Raw genomic sequence first — 19,515 nt, 5'->3', positions numbered from 1 at the left:
TCCGCGAGGAGCGCCCGATGACCGAGTCCACCGCCCCCGAGTCCTTCACCCAGGGACCGACCGACGTCGAGCTGCTCGAGCAGACCCTGGCCCAGAACCTCGACGACACCGCCCGCCGGTTCGCCGACCGCGCCGCGCTCCTGGAGTGTGGACCGGACGGGGACCCGGCCACCGGCCGCACCTGGACCTACGGGCAGCTGCGTGAGGAGTCCGTGACGGTGGCCAAGGCGCTCATGGCCGCGGGCTACGAGGCGGGGGACCGGATCGGCATGTGGAGCCCCAACGTCGCCGAGTGGGTCTCGCTGCTCTACGGCGCGGCGCGTGCCGGCGTCATCCTCGTGAACCTCAACCCGGCGTACCGCGCCCACGAGCTGACCTACGTGGTCGAGCAGTGCGACATGCGCGGGCTGGTGGTGGCCTGCGCGGACGCACGCATGGACCCGCCCGCCACCGCACGCGCCGTGGCCCGTGAGTCGGCGCCGCACCTGCGGCAGCTGATCATGCTGCCGGCCGGGAGCGGCGAGGACGCCTACGCGCACGTGCAGGCCGGCGACGTGGCCGGCCGACACGCCGCCGATCCCGTGGCCGAGGGCACGTGGGCCGACTTCCTGGCCGAGGCCGCGCGGGTCTCGGACGAGGACCTGGCCGTGCGCGAGGCCGCCACCGGGCCGGCGGACCCCGTGAACCTGCAGTACACCTCGGGCACCACCGGCTTCCCCAAGGGCGTCACGCTGACGCATCGCAACGTGCTGAACAACGGCTTCCACATCGGCGAGCTTCTGGGCTACACGGAGGAGGACACCGTGGTGATCCCAGTGCCGTTCTTCCACTGCTTCGGCATGGTGATCGGCGTGATCGCCACCGTCTCCCACGGCTCGCTCGCCGTCATCCCGGCGCGCAGCTTCGAGCCGGTCTCGGCGCTGCGGGCTGTGGCCGCCACCGGTGCGACGAGCCTGTACGGCGTGCCGGCGATGTTCATCGCCATGCTCGCCCGGCCTGAGGCGGACGCGTTGGACCTGTCCACGCTGCGCACCGGCGTGATGGCCGGCTCCACGTGCCCCGTCGAGGTGATGAAGAAGGTCATCGACCGGTTCCACATGTCCGAGGTCGCCATCTGCTACGGCATGACGGAGACCGCGCCCGTGTCCACCATGACCCGCCGCGACGACTCCCTGGAGGTGCGCACCCAGACCGTCGGCCGGACCATGCCCCACGTGGAGACGAAGATCGTGGACCCCGCCACCGGTGACGTCGTCCCGCGCGGGGCCACGGGCGAGCTGTGCACTCGCGGCTACTCCGTGATGCTCGGCTACTGGGACGCCCCCGAGAAGACCGCCGAGGTGCTGGACGCCGACGGCTGGATGCACTCCGGCGACCTCGCCTCCATGGACGAGGACGGCTCCGTGCGCATCGAGGGCCGCATCAAGGACCTCGTGATCCGCGGCGGCGAGAACATCTCCCCGCGCGAGGTGGAGGAGTTCCTCTACACCCACCCGGACATCCAGGACGTCCAGGTGGTGGGCGTGCCGGATGAGAAGTACGGCGAGCAGCTCATGGCCTGCGTGATCATGAAGGACGGCGTCGAGCCGCTCACGGTGGACGCCGTCCGCGAGTTCGCCGCGGGCCGGATCGCGCACTTCAAGATCCCGGCCCACGTCCGCGTGCTCGACGCCTTCCCCATGACCGTCTCCGGCAAGGTCCGCAAGGTCGAGCTGCGCGAGGAGGGCGCGAAGGTCGTCCAGGCCCAGGCCCAGGCCCAGGCCCAGGCCCAGGCCCAGGCCCAGGCCCAGAGCGTGGGCTGACGGCGGCCGTCACCCTCAGGCGGCGGGCAGCGGGAACACGTCCCAGATGGTGCAGACCGCCTCGGGGGCGGCGCCCAGGATGGCGGCACGGTACGTGGTCGACCACGCCCGCGGGTCGGCGTCGCGCAGGCGCCACGTGCCGTCCGTGAGCACCGCGTCCACGAACGCGGAGGTGTCGGCGGGGCTGCCGTCCTCGTGGACCAGGGGGCCGCGGCGCAGGGCCTCGCCCAGGTCACCGGCCCGTCCGACGGCGTAGAGCGCGGTCTCGTCCGTGTCCAGCACGAGGCCGCAGTCCTCCTCGAAGGCGGTGATCCAGGCCATCGCGTGCCGCATGGCCTCGTCCGGGTCGGGATGGCGGGTCACGATGAGCACGGAGCCGCGCGCGCCCGGACGCAGGGAGCCGGCCGTGCCGGGGCCGTGCGGGTCGGGCTCGCGCGGGGCGGCGGCGGCGTGCGGGCGGGGCTCGAAGGCGGTGGTCATGGCGGTCTCCTCCCGGGTGGGGACTCATCAGGGTCCCGGCGGCGCCGCACCGGCCGGGGCGGCATCGCCCACGCTAGGAACCCGGGGCGGTCGGCCGGTCGGGCCCGGCCGGGGCTGGGGAGGACGCGCCGGGAGCAGTGGCCTGTGCAGGAGTGGAGGGGCCGCGCGGACGCGCCGGCACGGCCCCGGCCGATCCGGCGTCGCGTCAGTGGGCGCGGTGGTCGGCCGGGGCGAGCTTGGGTCCGAACCCCTGCTTGCGCTCTCCGGAGAGCCCGATCATCCGCACCACCCGCTGCCGGTGCCCGGCCCACGGCGCGAGCAGGCGGAGCATCCCGGCGTCGTCGGTCCGGCGTCCCGTGAGGACCTGCCCCACGTACTGCGCCAGGTGGTAGTCGCCCACGGAGACGAGGTCCGCCGCCCCGTGGCTGCGCTGCAGCGCCTCGGCCGTGGTCCACGGCCCGATCCCGGGCACCGATTCCAGGCGCCGGGCCAGCGCGGCCACCCCGGCCGTGTCCCCGGGGGCGACCGCGTCGCCGAGCCGGTCGATGCTCGCGGCCCGCCGGGCGACCTCCAGCATGGTCCGTGACTGGGAGGGCTGCACCCAGGCCCGCGCATGCCAGTCCCACGAGGGGATCCGCAGGACGGCGGCCGGGGTCGGCGGCGGCAGCATCCCCGGCGGCACCGGGCCGGGGGCGGGCCCGTCGTCGTCGATCCGGGCGGCCAGCCGCACGAGGGTGCGCCAGCCGTGCCGCGCCTGGTCGTGGGTGACCTTCTGCTCGAGCACGGCGGTGAGCAGCTGCCGGGACAGCGCGCCCGCCGCCGGCAGCCGCAGCCCGGCCCGCGTCCGCCGCGCCTCGCGCACGTGCCGCGGCAGCGCGGGCGCGCCGGAGTCCGGCCGCAGCAGGGCGTCGAAGGCGGCCCAGCCGTCGTCGTGCAGGCCGAGCAGACGCTCCACGTCGGCGACGGCGGTGCGCGCGCCCGCGCCCCACGCGCGGGCCGTCACCGCGGTGCCGCCCCCTGCGGCCTCCCGGGCGCCGGAGACCAGCAAGGACGTCGGCCGGCCCGGCCCGCCCGACGCCGCGTCCGGGGCGGGGGAGCGCAGGGTGAGCCAGACGCCCTGCGGTGTGGCGCGGACCGTGGGGTCGGCCGCGCCGCGCTGCAGGGGACGCAGGGTGAGCGCGACGTCCACGGGGACGGGCACGCGTACGCGGCGCTCGGCGTCCGGGGCGATCATGCCCGCACCGTACACCCGGGCCCGGACAGGACGACGTCGGCCGTGACGGCGCGCACGCCGGGCGTTGCCCCGCGTGTCCGGGGCCCTCCTTCGGCGTCCGGCCCCTGGCGTAGCGTGGGGTGCGTGACTGAACAGACCCCCGCGCCCACCCCTGCGCAGCCCATGCAGTACGCCGAGAACGTCCTCGAGCTGATCGGGCACACCCCGCTCGTGAAGCTGCACTCCGTGACGGAGGGCATCGAGGCCACCGTGCTGGTGAAGGTCGAATACCTGAACCCCGGTGGCTCCGTGAAGGACCGCATCGCGCTGAAGATGATCGAGGAGGCCGAGCGCGAGGGCCTGCTCGGCCCGGGCGGCACCGTCGTGGAGCCCACCTCGGGCAACACGGGCGTAGGGCTGGCCCTGGTCTCGCAGCTCAAGGGCTACCGCACCGTGTTCGTCACCCCGGACAAGGTGGGTCAGGAGAAGCGGGACGTGCTCAGCGCGTACGGCGCCGAGCTCGTCGTCACGCCCACCGCCGTGGACCCGACGTCCGAGGAGTCCTACTACGGGGTCGCCGACCGCCTCGTGCGGGAGATCCCCGGGGCCTATCAGCCCAACCAGTTCTTCAACCCCGCCGCCCCGGCCTCCCACTACGAGACCACCGGCCCCGAGATCTGGGAGGACACGGCCGGCCGCGTCACCCACGTCGTGATGGGCGCCGGCACGGGCGGCACCATCACGGGCACCGGCCGCTACCTCAAGGAGGTCTCGGCGGACCGCCCGTCCGGTCCCGTCCGCGTGATCGGCGCGGACCCCAGCGGCTCGGTGTACTCCGGCGGCACCGGCCGGCCCTACTTCGTCGAGGGTGTCGGCGAGGACATGTGGGTGGACAACTACGACCCCGCGGTCCCGGACGAGGTCATCGCCGTCGAGGACGCCGAGGCCCTGGCCATGACCCGCCGCCTCGCCGCCGAGGAGGGCCTGCTCGTGGGCGGCTCCTCCGGTCTGGCCGTCGTGGCCGGCCTGCGCGCCGCCCGCGAGCTCGGCCCGGAGGACGTCATGGTGATCGTGCTGCCCGACTCGGGCCGCGGCTACCTCGCCAAGATCTTCAACGACCCGTGGATGGACGAGCGCGGCTTCGACTACGACGTCCGCGAGACCGTGCTGCCGGCGTGGGCGCGCGGGCGCACCCGCTCGGCGGTCCCGCAGACGGACGACGACGGCGCCACGGGGGCCGCCGGCGGGGCCGGAACGCCCGTCGAGGTGCTCGAGCACGCCGACGCCGAGCCGGCGACCCGCGCGGGCGCCCCCGCCGAGACCGACCGCTGGTCCGCGACGGCGGGGGAGCTGCTGACCGAGAAGGCCGACCTGTTCCCGGGATCCGTGCCCACCCTCGTCACCGCGGCCCCGACCACCTCGGTGGCGGACGCCGTCGCGACCATGAACCGGTACGGCGTCGACGCCCTGCCCGTGATCCTCGAGCCCCGGCACGACCTGCGGATCGGCGAGGTCCGCGGCACCGTCTCCACCGCCGCGCTCGCGGACGCCCTCGCTGAGGGGCGGGCCACCGCGCAGACCCCCGTGGCCGACGTCATGGGCCCCGTGCTGCCCTGCCTGGGGGCGCGCACCCCGCTGCGCGCCGTCGCCCGCCGCCTCGCCCAGGACCCCGTGCTGCTGGTGCTCGAGGCCGGCCGCGTCCAGGGCGTCGTCACCCTGCACGACGTCCTCGCCCACGTCACCGCCTGAGGCCGGCCGCGCCGGCCGTGCCCGCCCCACCCGACCCGATCTCTCCGAGGAGGCTCCTGAGATGACCGAGCAGAACGTCCACGAGGACCCGCACGCCACCACCCCCGACACCGGCGCCGAAGACGCCGCCGCCCACCCCCGGGGGGGAGGCTTCGGCACGCGCGCCGTGCACGCGGGCCAGCACCTGGATGAGGTGTTCGGCGCCGTCGTCCCGCCGATCCACCTCTCGAGCACGTACGCGCCCACGGCCGTCGGCGAGCTGCGGCGCGGCTACGACTACGGCCGCGGCACCAACCCCACCCGGGACGCGCTGCAGGAGCAGCTGGCCGCGCTCGAGGCCGGCGTCGACGAGTCCGGCGCGCCCCGGGCCACCGGCCTCACGTTCGCCTCCGGCCTGGCCGCGGAGACCGCGCTGATCATGGGCGCGGGCCGGCCGGGCATGACGATCGTGCTGGGCAACGACGTGTACGGCGGCTCCTACCGCCTCATCTCCCGCGTGCTCGCCCCCTGGGGCGTGGAGCACGTCGTCGTGGACATGGGGGACGCCGAGCAGGTCGCCGCCGCCGTCGAGCGCGCCGCCGCCACGGGGCCGGTCATGGTGTGGCTGGAGACCCCGTCCAACCCGATGATGAAGATCTCCGACGTCGCCGCGGTCGCCGAGGCGGCCCACGCGCACGGCGCCCTGCTCGTGGTGGACAACACCTTCGCGACGCCGTACCTGCAGTCCCCGATCGCCCTCGGCGCGGACGTGGTGGTGCACTCCACCACGAAGTACATCGGCGGCCACTCGGACGTGATCGGCGGGGCGCTCGTGATCCCGGACGCCGCACTCGCCGAGCAGGTGAAGTTCCAGCAGTTCGCGGCGGGGGCCGTGAACGGGCCCATGGACGCGTACCTGACCACGCGCGGCCTCAAGACGCTCGGGGTGCGCATGGACCGTCACCAGGCCAACGCCCAGGCGGTCGCCGAGTGGCTCACCGGCCGCGCCGAGGTCTCCCAGGTGCTCTACCCGGGGCTGCCGGACCACCCCGGCCATGAGCTCGCGCAGCGGCAGATGCGCGGTTTCGGCGGCATGGTCTCGCTGCGCCTGTCCGGCGGCGCCGCGGCGGCCCGCCGCGTGGCCGAGTCGACCCGCCTGTTCCAGCTCGCCGAGTCCCTGGGCGGCATCGAGTCGCTGATGAACTACCCGGCGGAGATGACCCACGCCTCCGTGGCCGGCACCGAGCTGGCCGTGCCGGACGACCTGCTGCGCCTGTCGGTGGGCATCGAGGACGCCGAGGACCTCGTGGCGGACCTGGAGCGGGCTCTGGGCAGCCTCTGACCCGCCGACGTCCGCCAGAGGTCTAGCGCACGGGTGGGGAGCACGGGGCGGCGTAGTGTGACGGGCATGACCCTCACCGCCTTCGTCAACGCCCATGTCGTCCCCGTCGCCGCCGAGCCGTTCGACGGCGCCCTGCTCGTCGAGGACGGCCGGATCACCGCGCTCGGCCCCGACGTCGAGGCGCCCGACGGCGCCGAGGTGGTGGACTGCGAGGGGCGCTGGCTGCTGCCCGGCTTCGTGGATGCCCACGTCCACCTCGGCATGCACGCCGAGGGCGAGGTCGGTGCGACCGCGGACGTCAACGAGATGACGGACCCGGTGATGGCCGGGGTGCGGGCGATCGACGCCGTCGACCCGAACGAGCCGGGCTGGAAGGACGCCCTGGCCGGCGGGGTGACCACCGTGAACGTGAACCCCGGCTCGGGCAACCCGATCGGCGGCCAGGCGGTGGCGCTGCACACCCACGGACGCACCGTGGACGAGATGGTGCTGCGCAGTCCCTCGGGCGTGAAGTCCGCCCTCGGCGAGAACCCCAAGAACGTCTACAAGGAGAAGGGCCGCACCCCGTCCACGCGGCTGGGCACCGCCCTCGTGATCCGCGAGGCGTTCCTGCGGGCGCAGGGCTACATGGCCCGCCGCGCGGAGGCCGAGCGCGAGGACAAGCCCTTCACCCGCGACCCCCACCTCGACGCCCTCGCCCTCGTCCTGGAGCGCACGATCCCCTGGCGCCAGCACTGCCACCGCACCGACGACGTCGCCACCGCCCTGCGCCTGGCCGACGAGTTCGGCTACGACCTCGTCCTGGACCACGGCACCGAGGCGCACCCGCTGGCCGACCAGCTCGCGGCCCGCGGCGTGCCGGTGCTGATCGGCCCGCTGTTCACCACCAAGTCCAAGCCGGAGCTGCGGGGCCGCTCGATGCGCAACCCGGGCCGTCTGGCGCGGGCCGGCGTCGAGATCAGCATCATCACCGACCACCCGGTGGTGCCCATCGACTTCCTCGTCTACCAGGCGGCGCTGTCGGTGAAGGAGGGCCTGGACCGGGAGACCGCCCTGCGCGCCATCACCCTGCATCCCGCGCGCGTGCTGGGGCTGGACGACCGCATCGGCTCCCTCGAGGTGGGCAAGGATGCCGACCTGGTGCTCTGGTCCGGCGACCCGCTCGATGTCATGCAGCGGGCCCTGCGCGTGTGGATCGGCGGCCGTCAGGTCATGGAGTACGACCTCGCCACGGCCCGGCCCGTCGTCGCCTCCGCCCGTCCCGTGGAGGACTGAGCGGCGCCGCCGCCCGGCGGCGGGGGCGGGACGCGCGGGCTCAGCGCCGCACGCGCGAGCGCACGGGCGGCAGCCAGACGAGCGCGGCGCCCAGGAGCATCACGACGGCGAGGATGATCAGCAGGCCGTTGGCCCGCAGGAACGCGGGGGCGGCCAGCAGGACGGCGATGAACGTCAGGGTCCCGATCGCCGAACGACGGCGGCGCAGCAGACCGATCCAGCCCCACAGGGACGCCGCGGCCAGCAGGGCGACGGCGGTGCCCATCGTGAACTGCCCCGTCGCGCCGCCCAGCACGCCCACCGACTCCATGCCGGTGAGCGGATCGATGACGGGCTCGCCGCTGTCCTGTGCGCGGGCCCCGTTCCAGAGGAACGCGCCCGCGATGCCGACCAGCACCACGGTGACCGCGAGCCAGTAGAGGCGCGCGACCTTCAGGAGCGGGTGGACGAGGCCGGCGTCGGACTCGGCCGCGTCCCGCGCGGCCAGGTCGCGCTCGCGGTCCGCGCGGCGCCGTTCCAGGCGCTCCTCGTCCTCGGCGGTGAGGCGGGCGCGCTCGGCGCGCAGCCGTGCGTCGTCGGCCCGCTGATTCTCCCGGAAGGACTGGGTGGCGCGGCCGGCGGCCCGGCCGAGCCCGCGGGCGAGGGGGCGGTCTTCGCTGTTCTGGGGCACCTGCCGAGCCTATCGCCCCGGCCGGTGAGCGACCGGGGTGTCCGAGGGCACAGCCCGGCCCGGGATCCGGTGGCGTAGACTGGGCGGACCGGATCCGGTCTCTCCCCCTGTGATGAATGAGCGTGGACGCGTGTGCCACGCCGGACTGCAGATGTCTGTGCAGATGTGTGTGCGGGTCACGAACGTCGTGGCCCTCGGGGGCTGCCGGGTGGACGGAATCATCTGACCCAGCTGGCCCCTGCGCCCCACGACGTCGACCCGCGACCGACGTCCTCCGGCGTGCGCCCGCGCATCCCCACAGGAGGACCCATGTCCGACATCCTCGATCCCCAGACCACCGCCGAGGTCGCCCCCGAGCTCGCCGAGGCGGAGCAGGAGGCCACCGGGACCGTCCCGCAGGTCGACGCCGCCGAGCCCGCCGCCCCCGAGGCCCCGGCCGGGCCCGCCGGCCCCACCTTCCTGGACCTCGGCCTGGACGCCCGCGTGCTGGCCGCCGTCGAGGACCTGGGCTACACCCGCCCCTCGCCGATCCAGGAGGCGACCATCCCGCTGCTGCTGGACGGCCGCGACGTCGTGGGCCTGGCCCAGACCGGCACCGGCAAGACCGGCGCGTTCGCGCTGCCGGCCCTGTCCCGCCTCGCCGAGACCACGGACGTGACCGGGCGCGCGGACACCCCGCAGGTGCTCGCGCTCGCCCCGACCCGCGAGCTCGCCCTCCAGGTGGCCGACGCCTTCGACAGCTACGCCAAGCATCTCGACGACGTCTCCGTGCTCGCGGTCTACGGCGGCTCCCCGTACGGCCCGCAGCTGGCCGGACTGCGGCGGGGCGCGCAGGTCGTCGTCGGCACGCCGGGCCGCGTGATCGACCACCTCGAGCGCGGCTCGCTGGACCTCTCCGACCTGCAGACCCTCGTGCTGGACGAGGCGGACGAGATGCTGCGCATGGGCTTCGCGGAGGAGGTGGACCGCATCCTCGCCTCCACCCCGGACACGAAGCAGACCGCGCTGTTCTCCGCCACCATGCCCCCGGCCATCCGCCGCATCTCCGCCCAGTACCTGAACGCCCCGGAGGAGGTGGCCGTCGCCCGTCAGTCGACGACGTCCGCCACGATCCGCCAGCGCTACCTGCAGGTGGGTCACCAGTGGAAGTTCGAGGCCCTGAGCCGGATCCTCGAGACCGAGGAGCACGACGGCGTCATCGCCTTCGTGCGCACCCGTGCCGGTACCGAGGAGCTCGCCCAGAAGCTCACGCGCGCCGGGTTCAAGGCCGTGGCCATCTCCGGCGACGTCGCCCAGAAGCAGCGCGAGAAGACCGTGGAGGACCTGAAGGCCGGCCGCGTGGACATCCTCGTGGCCACCGACGTCGCCGCCCGCGGCCTCGACGTCGAGCGCATCTCGCTCGTGGTCAACTACGACATTCCGCAGGACGCGGAGTCCTACGTGCACCGCATCGGCCGCACCGGCCGCGCCGGCCGGCAGGGCGACGCCGTGCTCTTCATGACCCCGCGCGAGCGCTTCCTGCTCAAGCAGATCGAGCGGACCACCCGCCAGCAGGTCGAGGAGATGGCCGTGCCCTCCGTCGCCGACGTCAACGCGGCCCGCAAGCGCCGCTTCGCCGACGGCATCACCCGCACCCTCGAGCGCGCCTCGGAGGAGGAGCTGGCGGTGTTCGGTGAGATCGTCGCCGCGTACGTCGACGAGCACGAGGTCGAGCCGGCGCGTGTGGCCGCCGCGCTGGGCATGATGGCCCAGGGCGGCCGCCCGCTGCTGGCCCGCGAACAGGAGATCCCGTCCGGCGGCGGCCGGGGCCGCAAGGACCGCGACGGCGGTCGCGAGGGTGGGCGCGACGGCGGCCGTGAGCGCGGCGCGAGCGACGGCCGCGGCTCGCGTGGCCCGGCCCGGGAGCCCGCGGCCGGCAACGCGACGTACTGGATCGCCGTCGGCCACCAGGACCGTGTGCGGCCGGGCAACATCGTGGGCGCGCTGGCGAACGAGGTGGGCCTGCCCGCCTCGGCCATCGGCGCGATCGACCTGCGTGGCAACCACTCGCTCGTCGAGCTGCCGGCAGACCTGACCTCGGCCCAGCTCGAGGCCGCGGCCAACGCCGAGATCAACGGCCGTCGCCTCGGCCTGCGCAAGGACACCGGCCGCCCGACCCGCGCCGAGCGCGACGGCGAGGACCGCGGTGAGCGCCGCGGCGGCTTCCGCAAGGACCGCGGCGAGCGCGGCGAGCGCGGCGGCTTCCGCGGGGACCGCGACGGCGGCCAGCGCGGCGGGTACCGCAAGGACCGGGACGACCGCGGCTCCCGCGAGGATCGTGGCGGCTTCCGCAAGGACCGGGACGACCGCAGCTTCCGTGGCGACCGCAGGGGACGCCCCGGCGGCCGCAAGCCCCGCTGGGGCGCCCAGGAGCGCTCGGATCGGGGCGCCCGCCGCTGATTCCGCCGGGGTGCCGACCCCGCCGGAGGCCGTGACCGGGGCCGATTTTGCATCGGCCCCGGGGCCCTGGTAGAGTCTCACCTCGTTGCCCCGATAGCTCAGTGGTAGAGCGCCATCTTGGTAAGATGGAGGTCCCGGGATCGATTCCCGGTCGGGGCTCTGACATGAGAGCCCGCCCTCGCGGCGTGAAAACCGTGAGTGCGGGCGTTCTCGTGTCGTGGCGGCGTAGCTCAGCTGGTTAGAGCGCACGACTCATAATCGTGAGGTCGGGGGATCGAGTCCCCCCGCCGCTACGGAATCGGACGGACCCGGTCACCTCCTCGGAGGGGCCGGGTCCTTTCGCGTTCCGGGGCCCGTCCGTCGCCCCGGTAGCCTGGCGGGCATGTCCACGCGTCGCCCCGCCCACCAGCCCACCCGCGGCACCGCCGCGCCCCGCGGCTTCGTCTCCCCGTGGGAGCACGGCTCCCGGCTGTACCGGACCCTCGTGCTGACCGGCTCCGCGCTGTTCCTCGTGGGCATCGTGCTGGCGGTCGTCGGCGGCACCACCGGACGCCTCGCCGTCTCCGGGACCGCCCTGGGCGTGCTCGGCGCGGGCGTCGCCGTTCACCTGTCCGCTCAGCTCGTGCGCTTCCGCCAGGCCGCCCGCCGGCAGGGGGAGCGGCGCCCCGGCCGTTAGGCTGGACGGCAGTCGAGAACCGTCCCGCAGGAGGCCCGAGTTGAGCGTGAACCCCGACGTCGCCGGGCGGAGCTATCCGCCCGCGCCCCCCTTCCAGGTCGGTCGTGAGGCGGTCCGCGGCTTCGCCGAGGCCGTGCAGGCCCAGCATCCCGCGCACCACGACGTCGCGGCCGCCCGGGCCCTGGGACACGCCGACCTGGTCGCCCCCCCGACCTTCGCCGTCGTCATCGCCCAGCGCGCCGAGGCCGCCGTCGTCGCCGATCCCGAGCTGGGCATCGACTTCTCGCGCGTGGTCCACGCGGACGAGCGCTTCGTCCACCACCGCCCGCTGGTGGCCGGGGACGAGGTCGTGGCGACCGTGCGGGTCGAGGCCGTGAAGTCCCTCGGCGGCAACCGCATGGTCACCACCGTCACCGAGATCGCAGATCTGGACGGCGCGGCCGTCTCCACCGTCACGTCCACCCTGCTGGTCCGGGGAGAGGAGTCCTGATGAGCACCGCCCCCCGCCTGTCCGACCTCGCCCGGGGCGAGGTGGTCGGCACGCGCACCGTCACGTTCACCCGCGCCGACCTCGTGGCCTACGCGGGTGCCTCCGGCGACCGCAACCCGATCCACTGGTCCCCGTCGTTCGCCGAGCACGTCGGCCTGCCCGGCGTCATCGCCCACGGGATGCTCACCATGGGCGCGGCCGTGCAGCTCGTCTCGGACTGGGCGGGCGACCCGGGCGCCGTCGTCGACTACCAGACCCGCTTCACCGGCATGGTGCCCGTCGCGGACACCACGGGGCGCACGGACGACGACGGCGCGCCCGTCCCCGGCGCCACGCTCGAGGTCGTCGGCACGGTCGGCGCCGTGGATGAGGCTGCCGGGACGGTGCGGATCGACCTGAACGTCACCAACCCGGACGCGGTGAAGCCGCGCGTGCTGACCAAGGCGCAGGCTGTGGTCCGCCTCGGCGGAGCCGCGGGGGAGAGCGCGTGAGCGAGCGGCTGGCGGACCACACCACCACCCGCGTTGGCGGGCCCGCGCGCGCGTGGGTCACCGCGCGCACCGAGGCCGAGGCGATCGAGGCCGTGCGCGCCGCCGACGCGGCAGGCGAGCCCCTGTTCGTCCTCGGCGGCGGTTCCAACACCCTCATGGCGGACGCCGGCTTCCCCGGCACCGTCGTGCGGCTGGCCTTCGAGGGCATCCACGTGCTGGACGGGCCGGCGCCCGGCGAGGGTGAGGCGCCGCCCGCCGGCGACGGGGCCCGGTCCGCGGACCACGAGGGGGAGGCCGTCGTCGTGCGGATCGCGGCGGGCCACCCGTGGGACGACGCCGTCGCATGGACCGTGGCGCACGGGCTCGGCGGGATCGAGGCGCTCTCGGGCATCCCGGGCTCGGCCGGCGCGACGCCCGTGCAGAACGTCGGCGCCTACGGCGCGGACGTCTCGCAGGTGCTCGTCGCCCTGCGCGCGTGGGATCGGGAGGCGGGGGACGTCGTCGAGCTGACGCCCGCGGACCTGCGCTTCGGCTACCGCGACTCCGTGATCAAGCGCTCCATGCTGGAGACCGGCGCGCCGAGTCCCCGGTGGATCGTGCTCTCGGTCGACCTGCGGCTGCGCCGCGCCTCCTCCGACGCCGAGCCGACGGCGCCGGTCCGCTACGGGCAGCTGGCGGCCGCGCTCGACGTCGAGGAGGGCGCCCATGCCCCGCTCGCGGTGGTCCGCCGCGAGGTGCTGGCCCTGCGCGCCGCCAAGGGGATGGTGTCCGACCCGGCGGACCCGGACACGTGGTCCACGGGCAGCTACTTCACGAACCCGATCGTGCCCGCGTCCGTGCGGGCCTCCCTGCCCGAGGGCGCCCCGGCGTTCGCCGCCGGGGAGGCCGAGGACGGGACGCCGCTCGTGAAGCTCTCGGCGGCCTGGCTGATCGATCGCGCGGGCTTCGCGAAGGGCTTCGGGCTGCCCGAGGTCGCACCCCGCGAGGGCGGGCCGGACGGCCGCGGAGTGGACGGCACCGGCCTGGCCGGGGGCCGCGCGTCGGTGTCCACGAAGCACACCCTCGCCATGACCAACCGCGGCGACGCGAGTACCGAGGACGTCCTGACGATCGCGCGCACCGTGCGCGACGGCGTGCGTGAACGCTTCGGCGTCGAGCTGCACCCCGAGCCGATGATCATCGGCACCAGCCTCTGACCCCTCACTTTCGTTCGGGAAACGGCGCCCTCAGGAGTGCTTTCGTTCGGGAAACGGCGCCCCTTGGCGGGGCGGGCGCCGTTTCCCGAACGACAACGACCGAACACCCGCCGTTTCCCGAACGAAAACGGGGGCCGGGGGCGGGGGGCCGGGTACGGGGGCCGGGGCTGGGCCGGGTGCGCGCCGCCGCGCCGGCGTCGCGGCTCAGAGGTTGCCGGTGGCGATCATCAGCATGCGGCGCACGGGCTCGGCCGCACCCCACAGCAGCTGGTCGCCGACGGTGAACGCCGACAGGTACTCGGGACCCATGTTGAGCTTGCGCAGCCGGCCGACGGGGATCTGCAGGGTGCCGGTCGCGGCGATCGGGGTCAGGTCGGTGACCGTGGCCTCCTTGGTGTTCGGCACCACCTGCACCCACTCGTTGTCCGCGGCGATGATCTGCTCGACCTCGTCCAGCGGCACGTCCCGGGTGAGCTTGAGGGTGAGGGCCTGCGAGTGGGAGCGCATGGCGCCGATCCGCACGCACAGCGAGTCGAACGGGATCCGGTCCGCCCCGGTCAGTCCGAGCACCTTGTTGGTCTCGTCGTAGGCCTTGCGCTCCTCGCGGGAGACGCCGTCGCCCAGGTCGGAGTCGATCCAGGGGATCAGCGAGCCGCCCAGCGGCACGCCGAACTGCGTCGAGTCCAGGCCGTCGCGCTGCAGCTCGATCACCTTGCGGTCGATCTCGAGGATCGCCGACGCCGGATCGGCCAGCTCGGCCCGCACCGCGCCGCCCAGCTCGGCGTACTGGATGAGCAGCTCGCGCATGTGCCGGGCACCGCCGCCGGAGGCCGCCTGGTAGGTCATGGCGGTGCCCCACTCGACCAGGCCCGCCTTGAACAGGCCACCGAGGCCCATGAGCATGCAGGAGACGGTGCAGTTGCCGCCGATGAAGTCCTTCGTCCCGTTCGCCAGGGCGGCGTCGATCACGCCGCGGTTCACGGGGTCCAGTGCGATCACGGAGGTGTCCGCCATGCGCAGGGTGGAGGCGGCGTCGATCCAGATGCCGTCCCAGCCGGCGGCGCGCAGCTTCGGGTACACGGCCTGCGTGTAGTCCCCGCCCTGCGCGGTGAGGATCACGGGCAGGGCCTTGAGCGCGTCCACGTCGTACGCGTCCTGGAGCACGCCCGGGTCACCGGCCATGCCCTCGAGCACGGGCGCGGGACCGCCGGCGTTGGACGTGGAGAAGAAGACGGGATGGATACGGGCGAAGTCGCCCTCCTCGGCCATGCGCTGCAGGAGGACGGACCCCACCATGCCGCGCCAGCCGACCAGGCCCACGGTGGGCACGGCGGCCGCGTCGGGGGCGTTCACAGATGCGGGGGCAGCGGAAGTCATGCCCTCCAGGCTAGCGGCCCTGCTGCGCGCGCTTCCGCTTGTTCCACGCGATGAAACCGCCCACGGCGAACACCTGGGTCAGCACGAGCAGGAACACCAGCCCGGCGATGGTCTTGCCCTGCAGCACGAGGATCAGCCCGAACACGGCGCACACGAACGCCAGCACGGGCAGGACGACGAGCGCGAGGAACGAGACCGCCTGCGGGGAGAGCAGACGCTGGTCGGAGTCGGTCGGGGCCATGTCAGTCGCGTTCCCATCGTTCGAAGCGGTGGCGCGGGCCGGAGGCGGAGTCCAGCCACGCGTCGGGGGCGGGCTCGACGGCGGTGCGCCGCCAGCGGGCGTCGAGCAGCGGGGCGTGCGTGTCGCCGTCGACGTCGGCGTCGATCACGGTCACCTCGGCGCGCGAGGCCACGTCGAGGGCCTGCTCGTAGAGCGTCGCCCCGCCGATCACCCACACGGTGTCACAGCCGTCGGCCTCGGCCGCGGCGGCCAGGGCCGCCCCGAAGTCCGGCACGACGACGGCGCCCGCGGCCCGCAGCTCCGCGCCGGCCTCCTCGGTGGCCGTCAGGGTGCGGGAGACCACGATGTTCGTGCGCCCGGGCAGCGGGCGGAAGCGCGCCGGGAACGACTCCCACGTGCGCCGGCCCATGATCACGGGGTGGCCGTGCGTGTGGGCCCGGAAGTGCGCGAGGTCCTCCGGGACGTGCCACGGCATGGTGCCGTCGCGACCGATGACGCGCTCGGGGGTCTGGGCCCAGATCATGGCGATCACGGGCTCGGTGGGACGGGTGGCCCGGCTCATGGGGTCGCTGCGCATCCTCGGCTCAGACGGCGATCGGCGCCGTGATGGTGGGGTGGTGACGGTAGTCGAGGACCTCGAAGTCCTCGTAGTCGTAGTCGAAGATCGACGCGGGGGTGCGCCGCAGCCGCAGCCGCGGGTACGGGTACGGCTCGCGGGAGAGCTGCTCGCGCACCTGCTCCTCGTGGTTCGCGTAGATGTGCACGTCCCCGCCGGTCCACACGAACTCGCCGGGAGTCAGCCCGGTCTGCTGCGCGACCATCACCGTGAGCAGCGCGTACGAGGCGATGTTGAACGGCACGCCGAGGAACAGGTCCGCCGAGCGCTGGTAGAGCTGGCATGAGAGCCGCCCGGGGGCGCCGTCCTGACCGGGGGAGACGTAGAACTGGAACAGCGCGTGGCACGGCGGCAACGCCATCTCGTCCACCTCGGCGGGGTTCCACGCGGTGACGATGTGCCGGCGCGAGTCGGGGTTCGTCCGGATCTGCTCCACGACCTTGGCGATCTGGTCGATGTGGCCCCCGTCCGGGGTGGGCCACGAGCGCCACTGCACGCCGTAGACGGGGCCGAGCTCGCCGTCCTCGTCCGCCCACTCGTTCCAGATCCGCACGCCGCGCTCCTGGAGCCACCGCACGTTCGAGTCCCCGCGCAGGAACCACAGCAGCTCGAGCGCGACCGACTTGAAGTGCACGCGCTTGGTCGTGATCAGCGGGAAGGACTCGGCCAGGTCGAAGCGCAGCTGGCGGCCGAACACGCTGCGCGTGCCCGTGCCGGTCCGGTCCGTCTTGACGGCCCCGTGGGCCATCACGTCGGCGAGGAGGTCCTCGTAGGGGGTGGGGATGCTCACCCGGCCCACTCTAGCGATCCGAGCGGACGCGCTGAGCGTCGTCGACGGCCCGGCGGAGGCGGGTACCGGCAGGGCAGGGCCCCGCCCCCGGTCAGCCGTGGAAGACCATGTCCTGGTACTCGGGGTAGCGGCGCAGGTAGTCCTCCACGTAGGAGCACTCGGGCACGATCCGGTCACCCTCCGCGCGCAGCCGGTCCAGGACCATGGTCACGAGGGCGCGGGCATAACCGCGGCGGCCGAACTGCTCGTCGATGATGGTGTGCTGCAGGCGCAGGACCACGGTGTCCTCGCCGTCCGCGCCGCGCACGGTCTCCTGGTCGTAGCCGAGGAACCCGATGAAGGTCCCGTCCTGGCGCAGCTCGAAGCGCTGACGGTCCGGGTCCCGGGTCACCGTGAGGCGCTCGTGGACGATCTTCTCGGGCTGGCTCTGGGCGGCGGTGTTCTCCATGACCCGAGCCTAGGGCCGGGGGCGGGCCCGCTCAACGGTGGCCCGGTCGTGCGGGCCGAGGCCGGCGCGGGCGGCTCAGTCGTCCCAGGGGTCGTAGACCTCGACGGCCACCACGTCGCCGTCGAGGTCGAGCGCGCGGTGCGCCACCAGCACAGCGCCGGGCCGCAGCCACGGATCCTCGGTCGGCAGGGCCCGCAGCACGCGGTCCGCCTGGCCGGCGGCCGCGTCCTCGACCACCTCGAACAGGGTCGGCAGCACCGGCCGGTGCGTGCACACGACCAGCGGCCGGGAGCGGCCCATGAGCTCGGCCATCACCTTGCGGGTCTTCTTGGGCTTCTCCCGGGCCGTGGTCTCCGTGAACGCGCCCTTGGTCTTCAGCGGCAGCCGGCTGGACTTCACGAGCGGGGCCAGCGTCTCCACGCAGCGGCGCCACGGGGAGGAGACCAGCCGCTCCGGCCGCCAGGCCGACACGAGGCCCTCGACGGCGAGCGCCTGCCGCCGGCCCGTCGCCGCCAGCGGGCGCTCCTGCTCGGCGCGGGACCACGAGGAGCGGGGCTTGGCCTTGGCGTGGCGCAGCACCAGCAGCGGCACGGTCCGCAGGCGCCCCCGGGAGGCGGCACGCAGCAGCAGGTCGAGCGGTTCGTGATCCGAGTCGTTCGTCAGCAGCCGCCGGGCCTCGTCCGGCCCGACCCAGCGGACCTCGTCCACCTCGTCGCCGTCGGGGAGGGCGCGCTGGCCGTCGACCTCGGCGGCCCAGTACCAGACCTCCTTGCTCTGACGTGCGCCCCGCTTGCCGGGCACCTCGTACGCCGTCACGCACAGCGGGATGCCCGGCCGCAGCTCGAGGCCGACCTCCTCGCGCAGCTCGCGCACCGCGCACTCCGGCAGGGTCTCACCCGGATCGAGCTTGCCCTTGGGCCACGACCAGTCGTCGTAGCGGGGCCGGTGGATCACCATCACCTCGAGGCCGCCGGGCACGCGGCGCCACGGCAGCATGCCGGCGGCCAGCACCTCGGCGCGGGGGCCTTCCGAGACACGGTCCTCCGTGGACCAGCGGGCGACGCGGTCGGCGTGGGACGAGGGCATGGGGCGGGTTCCTCTCGGGGTGCGGCGGCCGCGACGACTGCTGGGGCAGGGCACGGGGCGTGGCCGACCCCGCGGGGGCCGGCCACACCAGGATACGAGGCCGCCGGGATGTGCCCGGCCGGCCCCCGCCCGAGGGTCTCAGGGGCGGCGGTACTGGGCGTCGGCGGCGAACAGCTCGAAGCCGAGGGACGCGTAGAGCGCGACGGCGGCCGTGTTGTCCGCGTCCACGTACAGGTCCACGACGTCGACTCCCTGTTCCGCCATCCGGTGCAGCCCCGCCAGCGTCAGGGCCCGACCGAGGCCGAGGCCCTGGGCGTCGGGGGAGACGCCCACGGCGTACACCTCCCCGACGCGCGGGCCGTCGGCTCCGGCATCCGGCTCCACCTTCGTCCAGTGGAAGCCGAGCAGCCGCCCGTCCGCCTCGCGGGCGGCGAGCAGGAGGCCGTCGGCGTCGAACCAGTCCTCCGCCATGCGGTCGTCGAGGTCGGCGCGGGTCAGGCTGCCCTGTTCGGGGTGGTCCGCGAAGGCGGCGGCGTTCACGTCCAGCCAGGCCTGCTCGTCCTGGCCGGGGACGAAGCCGCGCAGGGCCACCCCGTCGGCGAGCCGCACCTCCGGCAGGGCGGCGAGCGCCGCGTGCGACAGGCGCATCCGGCGCAGCTCGCGGACGGGCTCGAGGCCGTGCCGCCGGGCGAGCCGGACCGCCCCCGGGAGCATGCCGTGGGCCCAGACGCTCGTGGTCGCCTCCCGCGCCAGGTCCCGGACCGCGGCGGCCGCGGCGTCGGCCAGGACGGTCCCCCGTCCGGTGCGGCGTGCGGTCGGATCGACGACGAGCTCGAGCACGGCCGCCGCGCCCTCCGGCACGAGCACGGCCGCCCCGTCGATCGCCCCGTCCGTGCCCCGGGTGGCCCCCCACCAGAGCTGCCCGCCGCGGGCGAGCAGCACGCGCGTCTGGTCCGAGAGCGGGGGATGGCCGTCCGCCGCCCCGGCACGGTCGGCCAGGTCCAGGACGGCGCTCGCCTCCTCCGGGCGCGGGGTGACGACGCGCGGCATGCCGTCGGCGTCGGAGGTCGTGGGGGTGGGGTGTTCGGCCATGCCGGCCACCCTACGGAAGGAGGACGGTGGCCCGCGAGGTGCGCCCCGCCGTCGCCCGCCCAG

19 protein-coding genes and 2 tRNA genes are annotated in these 19,515 nt (G+C 74.6%); 11 read left to right on the top strand and 10 right to left on the bottom strand.

The annotated features are described in order from the left end of the window. The first annotated feature begins 17 nt into the window (after positions 1 to 17). On the top strand, positions 18 to 1,802 hold the full coding sequence (locus tag AC3RJ9_RS08355; protein ID WP_036383891.1) for an AMP-binding protein: 1,785 nt from the start codon (positions 18 to 20) through the stop codon (positions 1,800 to 1,802). Between the two features lie 15 nt (positions 1,803 to 1,817). Here the strand turns inward: AC3RJ9_RS08355 and AC3RJ9_RS08350 are convergent, their stop codons facing one another. Continuing rightward, positions 1,818 to 2,282, bottom strand: a complete 465-nt coding sequence (locus AC3RJ9_RS08350) for a hypothetical protein (RefSeq protein WP_036383888.1) — start codon at positions 2,280 to 2,282, stop codon at positions 1,818 to 1,820. A 205-nt stretch (positions 2,283 to 2,487) separates the two neighbouring features. Next, positions 2,488 to 3,516, bottom strand: coding sequence for a DNA-3-methyladenine glycosylase family protein (locus tag AC3RJ9_RS08345; protein ID WP_036383886.1), 1,029 nt, complete (start codon positions 3,514 to 3,516; stop codon positions 2,488 to 2,490). Between the two features lie 162 nt (positions 3,517 to 3,678). Between AC3RJ9_RS08345 and AC3RJ9_RS08340 the strand changes: the two genes are divergently transcribed. The 3 genes from AC3RJ9_RS08340 to AC3RJ9_RS08330 all read left to right on the top strand — a co-directional run bounded on the left by AC3RJ9_RS08340 (position 3,679) and on the right by AC3RJ9_RS08330 (position 7,840). Next, positions 3,679 to 5,244, top strand: coding sequence for a pyridoxal-phosphate dependent enzyme (locus AC3RJ9_RS08340; RefSeq protein WP_095346304.1), 1,566 nt, complete (start codon positions 3,679 to 3,681; stop codon positions 5,242 to 5,244). A 61-nt stretch (positions 5,245 to 5,305) separates the two neighbouring features. Then, entirely contained in the window at positions 5,306 to 6,565 is a 1,260-nt protein-coding gene (locus AC3RJ9_RS08335; RefSeq protein ID WP_206495894.1) for a cystathionine gamma-synthase, read from the top strand. Positions 6,566 to 6,631: 66 nt separating this feature from the next. Continuing rightward, on the top strand, positions 6,632 to 7,840 hold the full coding sequence (locus AC3RJ9_RS08330; RefSeq protein ID WP_060974117.1) for an amidohydrolase: 1,209 nt from the start codon (positions 6,632 to 6,634) through the stop codon (positions 7,838 to 7,840). A 40-nt stretch (positions 7,841 to 7,880) separates the two neighbouring features. Here the strand turns inward: AC3RJ9_RS08330 and AC3RJ9_RS08325 are convergent, their stop codons facing one another. Further along, positions 7,881 to 8,510, bottom strand: a complete 630-nt coding sequence (locus tag AC3RJ9_RS08325; protein ID WP_206495893.1) for a hypothetical protein — start codon at positions 8,508 to 8,510, stop codon at positions 7,881 to 7,883. Positions 8,511 to 8,819: 309 nt separating this feature from the next. On the opposite strand from AC3RJ9_RS08325, the gene AC3RJ9_RS08320 reads away from it, so the two are divergent. The 7 genes from AC3RJ9_RS08320 (at position 8,820) to AC3RJ9_RS08290 (ending at position 13,802) form a co-directional block, all read left to right on the top strand. Continuing rightward, positions 8,820 to 10,949 (top strand): DEAD/DEAH box helicase, encoded by a 2,130-nt coding sequence (locus AC3RJ9_RS08320; protein WP_095694881.1) that lies wholly within the window; start codon positions 8,820 to 8,822, stop codon positions 10,947 to 10,949. An 87-nt stretch (positions 10,950 to 11,036) separates the two neighbouring features. Beyond that, positions 11,037 to 11,108 (top strand) — tRNA-Thr (locus tag AC3RJ9_RS08315). Between the two features lie 60 nt (positions 11,109 to 11,168). After that, a tRNA-Met gene (locus tag AC3RJ9_RS08310) sits at positions 11,169 to 11,242 on the top strand. Between the two features lie 89 nt (positions 11,243 to 11,331). Next, positions 11,332 to 11,625, top strand: a complete 294-nt coding sequence (locus AC3RJ9_RS08305; protein WP_041103577.1) for a hypothetical protein — start codon at positions 11,332 to 11,334, stop codon at positions 11,623 to 11,625. Between the two features lie 40 nt (positions 11,626 to 11,665). Continuing rightward, positions 11,666 to 12,115 carry an FAS1-like dehydratase domain-containing protein gene (locus AC3RJ9_RS08300; protein WP_010080353.1) on the top strand — a complete coding sequence of 150 codons (450 nt, stop codon included), beginning with the start codon at positions 11,666 to 11,668 and terminating at the stop codon, positions 12,113 to 12,115. Continuing rightward, a complete protein-coding gene (locus AC3RJ9_RS08295) occupies positions 12,115 to 12,606 on the top strand; it encodes a MaoC/PaaZ C-terminal domain-containing protein (RefSeq protein ID WP_206495891.1) in 492 nt (163 codons plus the stop codon). The genes AC3RJ9_RS08300 and AC3RJ9_RS08295 overlap by 1 nt, the downstream gene beginning before the upstream one ends. After that, on the top strand, positions 12,603 to 13,802 hold the full coding sequence (locus tag AC3RJ9_RS08290; RefSeq protein WP_036381496.1) for a UDP-N-acetylmuramate dehydrogenase: 1,200 nt from the start codon (positions 12,603 to 12,605) through the stop codon (positions 13,800 to 13,802). Before AC3RJ9_RS08295 ends, AC3RJ9_RS08290 begins: the two co-directional genes overlap by 4 nt. 204 nt (positions 13,803 to 14,006) lie before the next feature. Here the strand turns inward: AC3RJ9_RS08290 and asd are convergent, their stop codons facing one another. From asd to mshD, 7 genes are all read right to left on the bottom strand, one after another. Next, positions 14,007 to 15,179 (bottom strand): aspartate-semialdehyde dehydrogenase, encoded by a 1,173-nt coding sequence (gene asd / locus AC3RJ9_RS08285; RefSeq protein WP_044659549.1) that lies wholly within the window; start codon positions 15,177 to 15,179, stop codon positions 14,007 to 14,009. Between the two features lie 10 nt (positions 15,180 to 15,189). Beyond that, positions 15,190 to 15,420 (bottom strand): NF038396 family protein, encoded by a 231-nt coding sequence (locus AC3RJ9_RS08280; protein ID WP_044659550.1) that lies wholly within the window; start codon positions 15,418 to 15,420, stop codon positions 15,190 to 15,192. A gap of 1 nt (position 15,421) precedes the next feature. After that, positions 15,422 to 15,982 carry a dihydrofolate reductase gene (locus AC3RJ9_RS08275; RefSeq protein WP_044659551.1) on the bottom strand — a complete coding sequence of 187 codons (561 nt, stop codon included), beginning with the start codon at positions 15,980 to 15,982 and terminating at the stop codon, positions 15,422 to 15,424. Positions 15,983 to 16,004: 22 nt separating this feature from the next. After that, entirely contained in the window at positions 16,005 to 16,835 is an 831-nt protein-coding gene (locus tag AC3RJ9_RS08270; protein ID WP_002854751.1) for a thymidylate synthase, read from the bottom strand. A gap of 82 nt (positions 16,836 to 16,917) precedes the next feature. After that, positions 16,918 to 17,274 (bottom strand): GNAT family N-acetyltransferase, encoded by a 357-nt coding sequence (locus AC3RJ9_RS08265; protein WP_041103569.1) that lies wholly within the window; start codon positions 17,272 to 17,274, stop codon positions 16,918 to 16,920. A 75-nt stretch (positions 17,275 to 17,349) separates the two neighbouring features. Next, on the bottom strand, positions 17,350 to 18,360 hold the full coding sequence (locus tag AC3RJ9_RS08260) for an NUDIX hydrolase (protein WP_041103568.1): 1,011 nt from the start codon (positions 18,358 to 18,360) through the stop codon (positions 17,350 to 17,352). Positions 18,361 to 18,498: 138 nt separating this feature from the next. Continuing rightward, a complete protein-coding gene (gene mshD / locus AC3RJ9_RS08255) occupies positions 18,499 to 19,452 on the bottom strand; it encodes a mycothiol synthase (RefSeq protein WP_041103567.1) in 954 nt (317 codons plus the stop codon). Between the last annotated feature and the right edge of the window lie 63 nt (positions 19,453 to 19,515).

This window comes from Micrococcus sp. 63XJN7_6_ISO-PGPR-S23-444 (assembly GCF_058072765.1).
This window is presented reverse-complemented; position numbering and strand designations above follow the sequence as displayed.